Annotated in this window: 13 protein-coding genes and 1 pseudogene; 10 read left to right on the plus strand and 4 right to left on the minus strand. The window is 72.5% G+C overall.

The window, feature by feature from the left end:
* The first annotated feature begins 6 nt into the window (after positions 1–6).
* The 3 genes from ACFYL4_RS03615 to ACFYL4_RS03625 all read left to right on the plus strand — a co-directional run bounded on the left by ACFYL4_RS03615 (position 7) and on the right by ACFYL4_RS03625 (position 1,720).
* Positions 7–723, plus strand: coding sequence for a ferritin-like fold-containing protein (locus tag ACFYL4_RS03615; RefSeq protein ID WP_357757627.1), 717 nt, complete (start codon positions 7–9; stop codon positions 721–723).
* Positions 724–896: 173 nt separating this feature from the next.
* Positions 897–1,208, plus strand: coding sequence for a DUF6401 family natural product biosynthesis protein (locus tag ACFYL4_RS03620; RefSeq protein ID WP_357757624.1), 312 nt, complete (start codon positions 897–899; stop codon positions 1,206–1,208).
* A 269-nt stretch (positions 1,209–1,477) separates the two neighbouring features.
* Complete coding sequence (locus tag ACFYL4_RS03625; RefSeq protein WP_357757621.1) at positions 1,478–1,720, plus strand: hypothetical protein; 243 nt, start codon at positions 1,478–1,480, stop codon at positions 1,718–1,720.
* Positions 1,721–1,835: 115 nt separating this feature from the next.
* Here the strand turns inward: ACFYL4_RS03625 and ACFYL4_RS03630 are convergent, their stop codons facing one another.
* From ACFYL4_RS03630 to ACFYL4_RS03640, 3 genes are all read right to left on the minus strand, one after another.
* On the minus strand, positions 1,836–2,639 hold the full coding sequence (locus ACFYL4_RS03630) for a hypothetical protein (protein ID WP_387516168.1): 804 nt from the start codon (positions 2,637–2,639) through the stop codon (positions 1,836–1,838).
* A 296-nt stretch (positions 2,640–2,935) separates the two neighbouring features.
* Complete coding sequence (locus ACFYL4_RS03635) at positions 2,936–3,589, minus strand: TetR/AcrR family transcriptional regulator (protein WP_357757615.1); 654 nt, start codon at positions 3,587–3,589, stop codon at positions 2,936–2,938.
* A 199-nt stretch (positions 3,590–3,788) separates the two neighbouring features.
* Positions 3,789–4,025 carry a hypothetical protein gene (locus ACFYL4_RS03640; protein ID WP_357757612.1) on the minus strand — a complete coding sequence of 79 codons (237 nt, stop codon included), beginning with the start codon at positions 4,023–4,025 and terminating at the stop codon, positions 3,789–3,791.
* A gap of 272 nt (positions 4,026–4,297) precedes the next feature.
* On the opposite strand from ACFYL4_RS03640, the gene moeZ reads away from it, so the two are divergent.
* The 5 genes from moeZ to ACFYL4_RS03665 all read left to right on the plus strand — a co-directional run bounded on the left by moeZ (position 4,298) and on the right by ACFYL4_RS03665 (position 13,305).
* On the plus strand, positions 4,298–5,461 hold the full coding sequence (gene moeZ, locus ACFYL4_RS03645) for an adenylyltransferase/sulfurtransferase MoeZ (RefSeq protein ID WP_357757609.1): 1,164 nt from the start codon (positions 4,298–4,300) through the stop codon (positions 5,459–5,461).
* A gap of 178 nt (positions 5,462–5,639) precedes the next feature.
* Entirely contained in the window at positions 5,640–6,026 is a 387-nt protein-coding gene (locus ACFYL4_RS03650; protein WP_357757606.1) for a hypothetical protein, read from the plus strand.
* Between the two features lie 55 nt (positions 6,027–6,081).
* The gene (locus tag ACFYL4_RS03655; RefSeq protein WP_387516171.1) at positions 6,082–6,423 is read left to right on the plus strand and encodes an MGMT family protein; all 342 of its coding nucleotides are present in this window, start codon (positions 6,082–6,084) and stop codon (positions 6,421–6,423) included.
* An 86-nt stretch (positions 6,424–6,509) separates the two neighbouring features.
* Positions 6,510–9,686, plus strand: coding sequence for an ATP-dependent helicase (locus ACFYL4_RS03660; protein ID WP_387516606.1), 3,177 nt, complete (start codon positions 6,510–6,512; stop codon positions 9,684–9,686).
* Positions 9,679–13,305, plus strand: coding sequence for an ATP-dependent helicase (locus ACFYL4_RS03665; protein ID WP_387516173.1), 3,627 nt, complete (start codon positions 9,679–9,681; stop codon positions 13,303–13,305). Before ACFYL4_RS03660 ends, ACFYL4_RS03665 begins: the two co-directional genes overlap by 8 nt.
* A 74-nt stretch (positions 13,306–13,379) precedes the next feature.
* On the opposite strand, the gene ACFYL4_RS03670 is transcribed toward ACFYL4_RS03665, so the two are convergent.
* A complete protein-coding gene (locus ACFYL4_RS03670; protein ID WP_387516175.1) occupies positions 13,380–13,916 on the minus strand; it encodes an EF-hand domain-containing protein in 537 nt (178 codons plus the stop codon).
* A gap of 97 nt (positions 13,917–14,013) precedes the next feature.
* Between ACFYL4_RS03670 and ACFYL4_RS03675 the strand changes: the two are divergent.
* Positions 14,014–14,187: pseudogene (locus tag ACFYL4_RS03675) on the plus strand (GntR family transcriptional regulator); the annotation flags it as partial.
* Positions 14,187–14,393 carry a hypothetical protein gene (locus ACFYL4_RS03680; protein ID WP_387516177.1) on the plus strand — a complete coding sequence of 69 codons (207 nt, stop codon included), beginning with the start codon at positions 14,187–14,189 and terminating at the stop codon, positions 14,391–14,393. The pseudogene ACFYL4_RS03675 and the gene ACFYL4_RS03680, both read left to right, overlap by 1 nt.
* Positions 14,394–14,405 lie beyond the last annotated feature (12 nt).

Consider the following 14,405-nt stretch of genomic DNA (forward strand, 5'->3'; position numbering starts at 1 on the left):
ACGGTCATGACCCAAGGCTCCTCTGCCGACCCCGGCGTGATCGATCTGCTCGGCCTCCTCGCCTACGCCGAGCTCGGTTCCTTCTTCCGCCTCGCCGACGACGCCGGTCTGGCGCCCTCGCTGCGGACCAAGGGGCAGCTCGCCGGTCTGGCGGCCACGGAGCAGCAGCACTACCAGGCGCTGCACCGCCGTCTGACGGAGCTCGGGGCGGACCCCGAGGAGGCCATGGCCCCGTTCGTGGGCCCCCTGGACGGCTGGCACGCGCGCACCGAACCGCAGAGCTGGCTGGAGAGCCTGGTCAAGACCTACGTCGGCGACGGCATCGCCGGTGACTTCTACCGCAGGGTCGCCGAGCTGGCCGATGGCGACACCCGCGCCCTCGTGGAGGACGTGCTCGCCGAGACCGAGCGGGGGGAGTTCGTGGCCGGCCAGGTCCGCGCCGCTCTGGAGGACGACCCCAAGCTGGCCGGTCGCCTGTCCCTGTGGGCCCGTCGCCTGGTGGGCGAGGCGCTGAGCCAGGCGCAGGCGGTGGCGGTGGACCGCCCGGAACTGGCCGCGCTGCTGGCGCGCGACCCCAGGGTCGCCGGTCGGCCGGGTCGGGACGCGGACGCCGAGCGGGCCGGGGACTCCGGCCTGGGCGACCTCGCCGCCGTCAGTCGAATGTTCGCCTCCCTCACCGAGGGTCACGCCGCTCGACTCTCCGCCATGGGCCTGGCGGACTAGGAGTCCGGCCCGCCCTTCTCGTACCGTTTTCGGCCTTCGAGGGTGTTTGCCGATGCTTGACCCCTCTTGGTCAAGGGCGGGTAATTTCCACCACATTCGTGACGATCCATTGGCGCGGCGCACATAGAGTCGATGGAGTTTCCCGTCTCCTGACCACGCGAGTAGGTACTTCCATGCCCCGTGGGACCTCCGTGCGCCATCCGCTGGCCGGACTCACCCGTGACTTCCACAAGATCGGCCCCCTTGACGGTCCTGTGCCGCCCTGGATGAGCGCTGAGCTGGACCAGCACGCCGCACAGGTGTGCGAAGGCATCGGCGCCGGCGGCGCCGAGCTCACCGCCGGCACGCTCGGAACGTACCTCCACGGGTTCCTCGACGGCTGCCTCGAACGGGGCTGGGACTCCGAGGACTCCAGCTACGACTGGGAGACGCTGCGCATTCTCGCGATCTGCCGACTGGCGAAGGACCGTGGTTTCGTCCGCTAGGTTGGTGACGTCCGCAGGCGGATGTGATCTGCGACGCGATTCCTCTCGCGGTCGTCGCCCTTGCCGGTTCTTCCGCGTAACGCGCCTCCTGCGCGTACGCTGAAAAGACACCGGTGGGGCCACGGCGGTCCGACACGGTTCGGTTCACCGAGCCGGAACCAGTGACCTGCGGAATGCAACGTGGTATTCACGGTGTTCCAGGGTCGAGGCGGTTCCCGGGCACCGTGACCGGCGGAGCGGCCCGAAACAGCCGCGAGAAAGGAAAGCGAATGAGGAGCGGTCGGCATGGGGCGGCGCGCCCACCGGTCGGCGTCCTGATCCAGCAGGATCGCGTCGACTTCGCGCTTTTCGCACTGATCTTCGTCGTCGCGCTCGCGTCGATGGTGTTCTCCGGGCCCGGAAGCGTCGTCTTCTGGCTGGCGTTCCTGCCGTTGATCGCCACGGGCGTCCTGGCGTGGCGGCGTATCGAGAACCTCTCCCGGCAGGAACTGCGGGACTCCGAGTTCCTGTGACGGGGGCGCCGCGCGGACGGCGCACACGACGAGGGCGAGGCCACCGGCCCCGCCCTCACCTGTGTCTACCGGGTGATCCCGTCCCCGGAATCACCCCGGGCGTGCGGTCCCTCCGTCACGAGGAGGTCTCCTCCCCCCTCCCGCGCTGTCCCGGCAGGCTGGAGGCCTCCTCCCTGGCGGCCCCGCCCTCGGTGGCCCTGGCACCCGGGCGGCTCATGGCCGCCTCGTGGCCGGCCTGGTAGCTGCTCTCGCCTCCGCCCAGGCGCGCGGTCTCCCGCTCGGCCACGTCCAGCCAGCGCGCCCACCGGGACTGCATCGGCCCGATGAGCCCGCCGCCGACACCGACGACCAGGATGCCGCCGACGGTGGCGAGCACGGCGACCAGCACCGGCAGGGTGACGGTCGTGGCCACGCCGATCTGGTTGAGCGCGGCGATGATTCCCAGGGCCATCACGGCCACGGCCGCCACATTGGCCAGGAAGCGGCCGTACGACAGCCCGCCCAGGGCCCCGGTGATGAGGTCGCGGACGGCCTTGGCGATCATGCCCGCGACCACGACGATCACCAGCGCGACGATGCCCCGCGGAATCCAGGCGATGACGTCGTTGAGCAGTGTGCTGATCGGGTTCGGTCCGAAGACGTTGAACGCGAGCGTCAGCACGAACAGCAGGGCGACGTAGTAGATGATCTTCCCGCACAGCTCGCTGGCGGTCCAGCGGCTGCGCTCGAAGTACTCGCCCACGCCGCCCCGGTGGAGGGCGCGGTCCAGGCCGACGCCGTGCAGGCCCTTGGCCACTCCCTTGCCCACGAGCCAGGCGATGATCCAGCCCACCACCAGGATCACCAGGAAGCCCAGCAGCAGCGGCACGAAGCCCGCGATCGCCTGCCAGGCGCTGGTCAGGCCCTGACCGATGTCCATACGTCCTCACCCCCGAATCGCTGGTTCCGTCCGGGGTGCCGGAGGTCGGTTCCGGACGGATACGGCGAAGAGAAGCGCGTTACTTCTCAGTTCCGCGATACCCGGCGCAGGATAATTGAACCGTTCCGAATGCCGGTGTCGAGTTGATTGCCCCGCCTTGTGGGAGAAATGGCCGTTCTATGGTTTTCTTTCATTGGAAAGGAGGCGACAATACGCCGCCGCAAATCGCGCGCGAAAAGGGAGGGCTCCGGAACACCACGGTGTTCCGGAGCCCTCCCTCGTAGGTGCCGCGGGGGTCAGCCCCCCGAGCCGGACTCCGCCTCTTCGCCGGACCGGGTCAGGTCCCAACCGCTGATCCCGCGCCAGGCCAGTCGCGCCACCAGTTGTTCGGCGGCGTCCTTGGGGATCGCGCCGTGGTTGTTCAACCAGTACCGGGCGCTGGTCTCGGCCATGCCGACCAGCGCGATGCTCAGCAGGTGCGCCTCGTCGTCGGAGATGCTGGTGTCCTGGCGGATGACCTCGCCGATCAGCTCCGCGCAGCGCTGGAACGTCTGCTCGCTCTTCTCCCGTACGGCCGGGAGGTTGCGCAGGTCGGACTCGAAGACCAGACGGAACGCCTCGCCGTCGCCCGCGACGAAGTCGAAGTAGGCCTGGAAGCTCGCGGTGACGCGTTGACGGTTGTCGTCGGTGCTCTCCAGGGCCTCCCGCTGCTTCTCGACCAGCGCCTCGGAGTGTTCCTCCAGGAGGGCCAGGTAGAGCTCCAGCTTCCCGGGGAAGTGCTGGTACAGGACCGGCTTGCTGACTCCCGCGCGGTCCGCGATCTCGTCCATCGCCGCGGCGTGGTAACCGCGGGCGACGAAGACCTCCTGAGCCGCTGCCAGGAGTTGGCGGCGGCGCCGGACCCGGGGCAGACGAGTGCCCCGGGCGCGGGCGTCTGATGGAGCTGTCACACCCACACCCTCCGAACTCGGCATGGCAGATGAGCGCCGTTCACCGGACATCTGCGTGGCTTGTGCTGCCGGGCGCGGTCTCGGCTCCGTGACGCGGCCCGCAGCTTTTCGCCCATCCTACTCCGGCGTAGGTTCGGTGTGGGCGGTGCGGACGCCCCCTCGCACCGGGCCGGGCGGCGTCGTGCCCGGTCACGCCGTATCAGCGGCGTTCGTCCTCGTCCTGCCCGACCTCCCGGGCCTGCTCGATCACGTCCGCCTCGTCGGCCTGGTCAAAGCTCTCCCGGGCGGCTCCCTCGGTCCAGTCGTCACGGCCGTCGGCGTCGCCGTCGGCCCGCGCGCGCTGCTCGGCGGCGTCCGCCTCCGGCACGGCCGTCGCGGGGTCCTCGTCCACGGGGGCGGTGCGCCGCCGGTTCCCACTGTCGTCGGACGTTGTCACCGGGTCCTCCCAACATCGTCGCGGAACGTACGAGTGACACTACCCGCGCCGCCCGTCGGAACAGCGCGAGCCGCGCGGCGGTTGAGGGAGGTCAGGGGAGAGCCGGACGGTGCCGGGGAGCGACGAGCACCACGTCTCCCCGGGGTGGGAATGCAATACCCCACCCGTTAGGTTGGGTATAAGTGCAAGCAGCTTCGCGCACCGCTCCCCGTCCCGTGGGCCCCTCGGCACGGGTGGATGCGAAGCGACCCGAACAGTCATGAGGAGTCACCGTGTCGCTGCCGCCGCTGGTCGAACCAGCCGCCGAGCTGACCGTGGACGAGGTGCGCCGCTACTCGCGCCACCTGATCATCCCCGACGTGGGTATGGACGGCCAGAAGCGCCTGAAGAACGCCAAGGTGCTGGTCGTTGGCGCGGGCGGCCTCGGCTCCCCGGCGCTGCTGTACCTGGCCGCCGCCGGTGTGGGCACGCTCGGCATCATCGACTTCGACGTCGTCGACGAGTCCAACCTCCAGCGCCAGGTCATCCACGGGCAGAGCGACGTCGGCCGCCCCAAGGCCGAGTCCGCCCGGGACAGCATCAAGGAGGTGAACCCCAACGTCGAGGTCGTCCTGCACCAGGACCGGCTGGACTCCGACAACGCGCTGGAGATCTTCGCCCCGTACGACCTGATCCTGGACGGCACCGACAACTTCGCCACCCGGTACCTGGTCAACGACGCCGCCGTCATCCTGAACAAGCCCTACGTGTGGGGTTCCATCTACCGGTTCGACGGCCAGGTCAGCGTCTTCTGGAACGAGTACGGGCCGCAGTACCGCGACCTCTACCCCGAGCCCCCGCCGCCCGGCATGGTGCCCTCCTGCGCCGAGGGCGGCGTCCTCGGCGTGCTGTGCGCGTCCATCGGCTCGGTGATGGTCAACGAGGCGATCAAGCTGATCACCGGGATCGGTGACCCGCTGGTCGGCCGCCTGCTCATCTTCGACGCCCTGGAGATGACCTGGCGCGAGGTGAAGGTCCGCAAGGACCCCGACACCGAGCCCGTCACGGAGCTCATCGACTACGAGGCCTTCTGCGGCGTGGTGTCGGACGAGGCCACCGAGGCCGCCGCGGGTTCCACCATCACCGCGCCGGAGCTCAAGGACCTGCTGGACAACAAGCCCGACGAGATCTTCCTCGTGGACGTGCGCGAGAAGAACGAGTTCGAGATCGTCCGCATCCCGGGTTCCACGCTGATCCCCAAGGGCGAGTTCCTGAACGGCAAGGCGTTCGAGCAGCTGCCGCAGGACCGGCGCGTGGTCCTGCACTGCAAGTCCGGCGTGCGCTCGGCGGAGGCCCTGGCCGCGGTCAAGGCCGCCGGGTTCGCCGACGCCGTGCACGTGGGCGGCGGAGTGCTGGCCTGGATCAACCAGGTCGACCCGAGCCTGCCCGAGTACTAGGGCCTACGCCTACCGCGAGGGGGCGGCGCCGGGACGGACCCGGCGCCGCCCCCTCGCGTCTCGTGGTGGAGTTTTTCCGAGTTCCGCACCCCTACCGAAGCGGACCAGTGGGTACCCATCACCCACGGGGCGCGGTACCGACCTCCGGTGCGGGCCCCCGCCGCGAGGAGGTGGCGTGATGCGTGAGAAGGGACGCTGGGCGGACGTGGCCACGGTCGTCGTCGGACTGGCCGTGGGGCTGAGCTGGATCGGGCACGGGATGTACGGCTTTTCCGGAGCGACGTTCCTCCTGGTGGGGCTGGCGGTCATCGTCATGGGCGTGATGTCCCTGACTCGGCCCGGCGCGCTGGTGACCGAGCTCGCCGTGACGGCCGCCGGGGTGCTGCTGTTCGTCCTGCCCTGGGTGCTGGACTACGTCCATGTCCTGCCCGCCGCGGTGACGGCGTGGGTCGGTGGCGTGGTGATCGCCGCCCTGGGCGTGAACGGTCTGGTCCAGGCCCGGGCGGCGCGCAGGCGCGACCCCGAGCTGGCCTGGGGGCAGCACATGAACGTGGTGTCCGAGTAGGCCGTCCCGCGCCGGACACCGCGCGAGTGTCGGCGGGGGCGGATAGGCTCGGCGCATGGTCGAGCCCCCTGCCCCGCGAGTCGACGACGACCCGGTCGACGAGTACACCGAGGAGGTCCTCTCGGTGGTCGAGCGCATCCCGCCCGGCCGGGTGATGAGCTACGGGGACGTCGCCGAGTACGTCGGCAGGGGCGGGCCCCGCCAGGTGGGGGCGGTGATGTCCCGCTGGGGCGGGGGAGTGCCCTGGTGGCGCGTCGTGCGCTCGGACGGCAGACCCGCCGAGGGTCACCTCGTACGGGCCCGGTCGCACTACGCCGAGGAGGCCACCCCGATGCGTCCCGGCTCGGATCGCGTCGACATGCGACAAGCCCGATGGGACGGGGCGAGCGGGGACTGACGGGGCTCCGGAGCGCCGCCGTCGCGTCCACGATGGTCGTCGACCTCTGGTGAACTGGAGGCGTGAAGACATCCCCGTACCGTCTTGTGCGGCGCGCCCACCAGGTGCTGCCGCCTCCGGTGCTGGACGAGAACCAGCAGCGGGTGGTCGACCACCCCGGTGGGCCGCTCCTGGTCCTGGCGGGCCCCGGGACCGGCAAGACCACCACCGTCGTCGAGGCCGTGGTGGATCGGATCGACAACCGCGGCGTTGACCCCTCCCGCGTCCTGGTGCTCACCTTCAGCCGTAAGGCCGCCCAGGAACTGCGTGAGCGCATCACCGCGCGACTGCGGCGCACCACCCGTGAGCCGCTGGCGCTGACGTTCCACAGCTACGCCTACGCGTTGATCCGGCGCGAGTTCCAGCGGATGGGCGACCTCCCCCCGCGCCTGCTCTCCGGCCCCGAACAGCTCATGGAGGTCCGCGAACTGCTCAGGTGGGAGTTCGGGGACGGCGCCGAGGCGTGGCCCGAGCGACTGCGCCCGGCCCTGGAGACGCGCGGGTTCGCCGAGGAGCTGCGCGACTTCCTGATGCGCGCCCAGGAGCGCGGTCTGGGCCCGGCCGAGCTGGCCCGGGTCGCCGCCGAGCGCGACCGCGACGACTGGGCGGCCGCCGCCGGGTTCCTGTCCCGGATGAACGGGCGCTTCGACGTCGCGCCCGTGCCCACGCTGAACTACGCCGAGCTGGTGCGCGTCGCCGCCAACATGCTCTCCGACCCCGAGGTGCAAGCACGCGAGCGGGCCGCACACGAGGTGGTCTTCGTCGACGAGTACCAGGACACCGACCCGGCCCAGGAGGAGCTGCTGCGCGCCCTGGCGGGCGACGGCCGCGACCTCGTCGCGGTGGGCGATCCGGACCAGTCGATCTACGCCTTCCGCGGTGCCGAGGTGGACAACATCCTCGACTTCCCGCGCCGCTTCCCCACAGCGCGCCGTACCGACGCACCGGTCGTGGCCCTGCGCACCTGTCGTCGCAGCGGGGCCGTGCTGCTGGCCGCCTCGCGCGGTGTCACACGCAGGCTGCCCGCCGTCGCGCCGGCGCACGGCCGGGTCAACGCGCACCGGGACCTGGTCCCCGCCGAGGGCGTACCCGACGGTGAGGTCCAGGTGCTGATGGCGGACAGCACCACCCAGGAGGCGGCGGTCGTCGCCGACACCCTGCGCCGCGCCCACCTGGTGGACGGCGTGCCGTGGTCGGACATGGCGGTGCTGGTGCGCTCGTCGAGCCGACAGCTGCCGGTGCTGCGCCGCGCGCTCACGGCCGCGTCGGTGCCGGTGGTCGTGGGCTCCGACGACCTGCCCGTGGCCGCCGAACCGATCGTGCGGCCGCTGCTGGGCCTGATCCGTTACGGGCTGCGGCCGCAGGAGTTGGACGAGGACGCGGCCCGCGAGCTCCTCATGAGCCCCTTCGGGGAGGCGGACTCGGTGCGGCTGCGGCGGCTGGTGCGCGCCCTGCGGCGGCTGGACCTGGACCGGGTTCGCGACGGCGCGACGTCATCCGACGCCTCCGACGCCTCCGACGCCTCCGACGACGAGGCCGCGGACACCGGATACCGGCCCTCCTCCCGGCTGCTCGTGGACGCCCTGCGCGATCCGGGCGAGCTCACCCTCGTCGACCCCGCCGTGGCCGCACCGGCCGTGCGCGTCGCCCAGGCGCTGAGCACCGTCCGGGAGCTGACCGCCCGGGGAGCCGACGCGGAACAGGTGCTCTGGGAGCTCTGGCGTGAGAGCGGCCTCGCCGACCGCCTCATGCGCGCCAGCCTGGCCGGAGGCCGACGGGGCGCCGCCGCCGACCGTGACCTGGACGCCGTCGTGGCCCTCTTCGAGAGCGCCGCCCGCTACTGCGACCGCCTCCCGCCCGGCACCCCGGACGGCTTCCTCGAGGACCTCGCCGCCCAGGAGATCCCCGGCGACAGCCTCGCCGAGCGCGCCCCCGAGGGCGAGGCCGTGCGCATCCTCACCGCCCACCGCTCCAAGGGCCTGGAGTGGGGTCTGGTCGTCGTGGCCGGAGCCCAGGAGGGGGAGTGGCCGGACCTGCGCCTGCGCGGCTCCCTGCTCGGTGTGGAGGAGCTCGTGGACGCGGGCAGCCACGCCGCCGACTCCTTCGGCGCGGCCCTGGCCTCCAAACTCCTCGACGAGGAACGCCGTCTGTTCTACGTCGCCCTCACCCGGGCCCGCCGGTCCCTGTACGTCACCTGCGTGGGCGGCGAGGACTCCGACGAACGCCCCTCCCGCTTCCTCAACGAGATGGGCCTGGGCGACCCGGAACCGGTCAGCACCGGACGGCGCTGGCTCTCCCTGCCCGCGCTCGTCGCCGACCTGCGCTCGGTGGTCACCGACCCCGAGGCTCCCGACCCGCTGCGCACCGCGGCCGCCGCCCACCTGGCACGCCTGGCCGAGGAGGGCGTGCGGGGCGCCGACCCGGCGGAGTGGTACGCCCTCACGCCCTTCACCGACGACCGGCCCCTGGCCGACCCCGAGGACACCGTGCGGGTGTCGCCCTCCCAGGTGGAGAGCTTCACCAACTGCCAACTGCGGTGGCTGCTGGAACGCGCCGCGGGGGCCTCCTCCGGCGGCTCCGCCTCCGCGCTCGGCACCGTCGTGCACGCCGTCGCCGTGCTGGTCGCCGAGGGCGGCAGCGCCGAGGAGGTGGGCGCGCGCATGGACGAGATCTGGTCGGACCTCGACTTCGGCGGCCCCTGGCAGGCCGACAAACAGCGCGAGCGCGCCGACGAGATGGTCCGCAAGTTCGTCTCCTGGGACGCGGCCAACGACCGCGAACTGGTCGTCACGGAGGAGGGCTTCAAGGTGGACGTGGGCGGGATCGAGATCACCGGCCGGGTCGACCGCCTCGAACGCGACGGCGAGGGCCGCGCCGTGGTCGTGGACATCAAGACCGGCGGCAGCAAGGCCGACGACCTGGCCCGCCACCCGCAGCTCGGGGTCTACCAGATGGCCGTGCTCCGGGGCGCCTTCGCCAAGCTCGGCCTGGCCGAGCCCGGCGGCGCCGCCCTCGTCCAGGTCGGAGAGAAGATCAAGAGCTACCGCGAACAGGTCCAGCCCCCGCTGGGCGAGGACCCCGACCCCGGGTGGGCGCACGCTCTCGTGCGCGAGGTCGCCACCGGTATGGGCGGGTCCCGGTTCGCCGCCACCCGCAACACCGGGTGCAACGCGTGCGCCGTGCGCGCCTGCTGCCCGGTCCAGGACGAGGGCCGACATGTCTGAACCCTTCCCCGGGGCGACCGCCGCCTCCGGGACCTCCGACGTCCACAGACCCCGGTTCGGCCCGGCCGAACTGGCCCGGCTGCTCAAGCGCCCCGAACCCACGGCCGAGCAGGCCCGGGTCATCGCGGCACCGCTGGAGCCGGGGGTGGTGATCGCCGGTGCCGGGTCGGGCAAGAGCGAGACGATGGCGGCGCGCGTGGTGTGGCTGGTCGCCAACGGCCACGTGCGCCCCGAGCAGGTGCTCGGACTGACGTTCACCCGCAAGGCCACCGCCGAGCTGGCCGAGCGCGTGCGCAAACGGTTGGAGCAGCTGCGCGCCACCGAGCAGCTGCCGGACGAGCTCCTGGACGGCGAACCCACCATTTCCACGTACAACTCCTACGCGGGGCGGATCGTCGCCGACCACGCGCTGAGGGAGGCGGTCGAACCCACGTCCCGCCTGCTCAGCGAGGGTCAGGCCTGGCAGCTGGCCGCCCGGATCGTCGGCGAGTACGACGGTCCCATGGACCGCGTGAACGTCGGGGCGGACACCGTCACCCGCCGCGTCCTGGACCTGTCCGGGCAGATCTCCGACCACCTCACCACCACCGACCAGGTGCGGGGCGTCGGCCGCTGGATTCAGGCCGGGTTGGACGCGATGACGCGCAGGCCCACGCAACCCACCAGGGACCTGGTCGACACCCAGCGCCGCCGCGAGCAGTTGCTGCCCCTGGTGGACCGCTACAACCACGCCAAGCACACCCGGGAGGCGATGGACTTCGGCGACCAGATGGCGCTGGCGGCCCGCATCGCCCAGAACCACGCCGAGGTCGGGCTGATCGAGCGCGGCCGGTTCCGCGTGGTGCTCCTCGACGAGTACCAGGACACCAGCCACGCCCAGCTCGTGCTGTTGCGCGCGCTGTTCGGCGAGGGGCACGCGGTGACCGCGGTGGGCGACCCCTGCCAGTCCATCTACGGGTGGCGCGGGGCGATCGCCGCCAACCTCACCAGCTTCCCCACCGACTTCCCGGTCGCCCCCGGGCGGCCCGCCCCGGTGCGCCGCCTCACGTTGAGCTTCCGCAACGGGGAACGGGTCCTGCGGGTGGCCGAGCGCGTCTCGGAGCCGCTGCGGGCCGAGGCGGCGGATGTCCCCGTGCTGCACCCGGCCCCGGTGCGGCAGGGGCGCGGCACGGCGCGGGCGGGCCTGTTCACTACGGAGACGGAGGAGGCCGCGTGGATCGCCGACCACGTGCGGGACCTGCTCAGGGCGGACGCCGGGAGTCCGGGCGGCCAGGTGTTCGCCCCGGACGGGCTGGTCTGGCCGGAGGGTGAGACCGGAGGTGGGCCGGACGGCGGGATCAGCCCCGGCGACGTCGCGGTCCTGTGCCGCAAGCGCTCCCAGTTCCCGCCGCTCCGCGAGGCCCTGGAGGCGCACGGAATCCCGGTGGAGGTCGTCGGCCTGGGCGGGCTCATGCTCGTGCCCGAGGTCCGCGACATCATCGCCACCCTGCGCGTGGTGCACGACGCCTCCGCCGGGAACGAACTGGCCCGCCTGCTCACGGGCCCGCGCTGGCGGATGGGCCCGCGGGACCTCGCCGCCCTCGGCGCCCGCGCCGCAGAACTGGCCCGCGACACCCGCCGCGACCTCACCGGAGCGGCGGCCGAGGAGGGGGAGTCGCGGGAGCCTGACGACCTGCTGCGCCGTACGGTCCTGGACCTGACCGCCGAGAGCGGCAGCCTCGTGGACGCCGTCGACGACCCCGGTGACGCCGAGAACTACTCCGAGGCGGCCTACGAGCGCCTCGGGCGCCTCGCCGAGGAGCTGCGCGCCCTGCGTAAGCTCGTGGGCCAGCCGCTGCCGGACCTGGTCACCGAGGTCGAGCGCGTGCTGGGCCTGGACATCGAGGTGGGCGCGCGCACGCACCGCGACCCCCTCTCGGCCCGCGCCGACCTGGACGCCTTCGTGGACCACGCGGTGCGCTTCGTCGGCAACTCCGAGGACCCCACCCTCGGGAGCTTCCTCGGCTACCTCAACGCGGCCGAGGAGAACGAGAGCGCCCTCAGCCCGGGGGAGCGCGTGGGCGGCTCCGACAGCGTGAAGCTCATGACCATGCACGGTGCCAAGGGCCTGGAGTGGCCCGTGGTGATCGTGCCCGGGGTGAGCGCGGGCGCACGCGCACCGCTCTTCCCGGCCAAGGCGCGCGACTCGCACGCCTGGGTGAAGGCCGATCACCAGCTGCCGTACCCGCTGCGGGGCGACCGCTCCAGCCTGCCCGCGCTGCGCGGAGTGGAGAAGGAGGACATCACCGCCTTCAAGGAGGCGGAGGAGGCCCGCCACCTCATGGAGGAGCGGCGGCTGGCGTACGTGGCGGTCACCCGTGCCTCCTACGAGCTGGTGTGCACCGGCCACTGGTGGGGGCGCACGGGCAGCACGCCGCGCGGGCCCTCGGAGTTCCTGGAGGAGATCCGGGAGGCCTGTGAGCGGGGGGCCGGGAACGTGGAGCGCTGGGACCCTCCGCCGGACCCCGAGGACACCAACCCGCACGACGAGGAGGAGTCGTCGGCGGTGTGGCCGCCGGAGGAGATCCCGGTCGCCGCCGGTGCCGCCGAGGCCGTTCCGGCGCCGGTCGTGCCGGAACCCGTACCGGACTTCGAGTTCGGTCCCGAACCCGACTTCGAGTACGAGCCGGAACACGACCCCGAGTTCGGGCCGGAACCGGGTCTCGACGGTGATCCGGAGTACGCGTACGAACCGGAGCCCGGGTACGAGCCTCCGCCCGAACCGGAGCCCGGGCCCGGGGCGGGGGGAGCCCGTGAGCGGCCCGCACCGGACTCCCGGCGCGCCCAGATCCTGGCCGGGGCCGCGCTGGTGGAACGGGCCCGCGCCGAGCTGCGGGCCGGGAGACCGGCCGGACCGAGGAGGCCGCCCGAGGGGCTGCGGCGCAGACTCCAGGGCTGGGAGCGGGACACCGAGCTGCTCCTCGCCCACCGCGACCGCGCTGTCACGGGGCCGAGGGAGGGTCCGGTGCAGGTCGAGTTGCCCGACCACCTGTCGGTGTCGTCGATGGTCTGGCTGGCGCGCGACCCAGCGGCGCTGGCCCGGCAGATCCGGCGGCCGCTGCCCAGGCCGCCCGCACCGCACACCCGGCGGGGAACGGCCTTCCACACGTGGCTGGAACAGCGGTTCGGGCAGCACGCGACCCTGCTGGACGAGCTTCCCGGGGCGGCCGACGAGACGGCGGGGGAGGACGAGGACCTCGCCGAGCTCCAGCGCAGGTTCGAGGAGAGCGAGTGGGGGCCGCGTGTCCCCGTCGAGGTGGAGGTGCCGTTCGAGACGGTCATCGGTGACCGGCTGATCCGGGGGCGGATGGACGCCGTGTTCCACGACGCCGACACCGGTCGGTACGACGTCGTGGACTGGAAGACCGGTCGGCCGCCCGGCAACGACGTGGAGCGCCGGGCCGTCGGGGTGCAGCTGGCCGCCTACCGGCTGGCCTGGGCCGACCTGGCCGGTGTGGAGTTGGGCGAGGTGCGCGCAGCTTTCCACTACGTGCGGGCGGGGGAGACGGTGCGGCCCACCGACCTCCTGGACGCGGACGGGCTGGCGGCGCTGATCACCGACATCCCCGAGCCCGGCTGACGGCCGGGTGCCCGTTCCCCGGTCGGACCCACGCGGGTCCGACCGGGGAACGCGTCGGTGTCGCCCGGACCGCCTCAGACCATGCCGAAGACGAAGCCGCCGGGGGAGTCGAGGTCGTCCCCGAACAGGAACCGGCGGGCGGACAGCACGAACTCCTCGCGGCTCATGATGCCGTCGCCGTCAGTGTCCACGTGCGCGAACCGCGTGCGGGCGTCGTCCTCGTCGGCGCCGAGGGCCTTGGCGTACACCAGGAACTCCTCCTGGCTGATGGTGCCGTCGCCGTCGCCGTCCAACAGGTCGAAGACGGCCTCCGCGACGGCCTCGGCCGTGTTCGACCGGCTCCGGTCCTCCGAGGCCTCCTGCATGGCGCCCACGAACCGCTCACGGTCCAGGCGCCCCTCGTCGGAGGCGCGTACCAGCATCTCCCACAGGGACTCGTACGCCTCCTGGACGGCCAGGGCCCGGGGCGCCGACGCGTCCAGGCCGTAGCCGGACACGTACCGGTCGACGAGCCTCTGGTAGTCCGCCCAGGTCAGGGTCTGGTCGCCATCGGTGTCGAGGGCGTCGAAGAGATCGCCGAACCTCGCGGTGATCTGGGGTTGGTTGCTCATGCGGGCCTCCTGTGAGAGTGGGGGCGGCCTGTCCCGCCCCGTGACGTCAGAGTCCCGGGAGGTACGAAAGGTTCCCTGTTCACACGGGTGGGGGACCATGGCGCGCGTGTCGACGGCCGGAACCCCCCAGCACGGCAGGGCGCCCGTACGCGGGGGCGTGCCCGAGCACGGACGCGTGCCCCAGTACTACGCGGTGCGGTTGCGCCTGACCGAACTGGCGGACGGCATGTCCGAGGGTAGCGCGATGCCCACCGAGCGTGAGCTTTCCGAGTGATTCGGTACGGACCGCGAGACCGTGCGCCGGGCCCTGCGCGACCTGGTGTCGGAGGCGGCTCCGCCGGGGTCGGTGCGGTCACCGGGGTCCTGAGCGGCGCTCACGACGCCGACACCCTGCGCGGTTCCGGGGCCACGCGCGTGCCGGGCGCGGTCGCCGACCTGCCCGCGCTGCTCGCCGAGCGCGAGTCCGTCCGGGTCTGACACCCCCTTGCC

Source organism: Nocardiopsis sp. NPDC006938, from assembly GCF_042869555.1.
Taxonomy (GTDB): Bacteria; Actinomycetota; Actinomycetes; order Streptosporangiales; family Streptosporangiaceae; genus Nocardiopsis.

Coding starts and splice junctions, on each gene's coding strand:
- ACFYL4_RS03650 (WP_357757606.1), top strand. CDS start 5,640: ATGCGTGAGAAGGGACGCTGGGCGGACGTGGCCACGGTCGTCGTCGGA.
- ACFYL4_RS03625 (WP_357757621.1), top strand. CDS start 1,478: ATGAGGAGCGGTCGGCATGGGGCGGCGCGCCCACCGGTCGGCGTCCTG.
- ACFYL4_RS03630 (WP_387516168.1), bottom strand. CDS start 2,639: ATGGACATCGGTCAGGGCCTGACCAGCGCCTGGCAGGCGATCGCGGGC.
- ACFYL4_RS03615 (WP_357757627.1), top strand. CDS start 7: ATGACCCAAGGCTCCTCTGCCGACCCCGGCGTGATCGATCTGCTCGGC.
- ACFYL4_RS03670 (WP_387516175.1), bottom strand. CDS start 13,916: ATGAGCAACCAACCCCAGATCACCGCGAGGTTCGGCGATCTCTTCGAC.
- ACFYL4_RS03620 (WP_357757624.1), top strand. CDS start 897: ATGCCCCGTGGGACCTCCGTGCGCCATCCGCTGGCCGGACTCACCCGT.
- ACFYL4_RS03665 (WP_387516173.1), top strand. CDS start 9,679: ATGTCTGAACCCTTCCCCGGGGCGACCGCCGCCTCCGGGACCTCCGAC.
- ACFYL4_RS03655 (WP_387516171.1), top strand. CDS start 6,082: ATGGTCGAGCCCCCTGCCCCGCGAGTCGACGACGACCCGGTCGACGAG.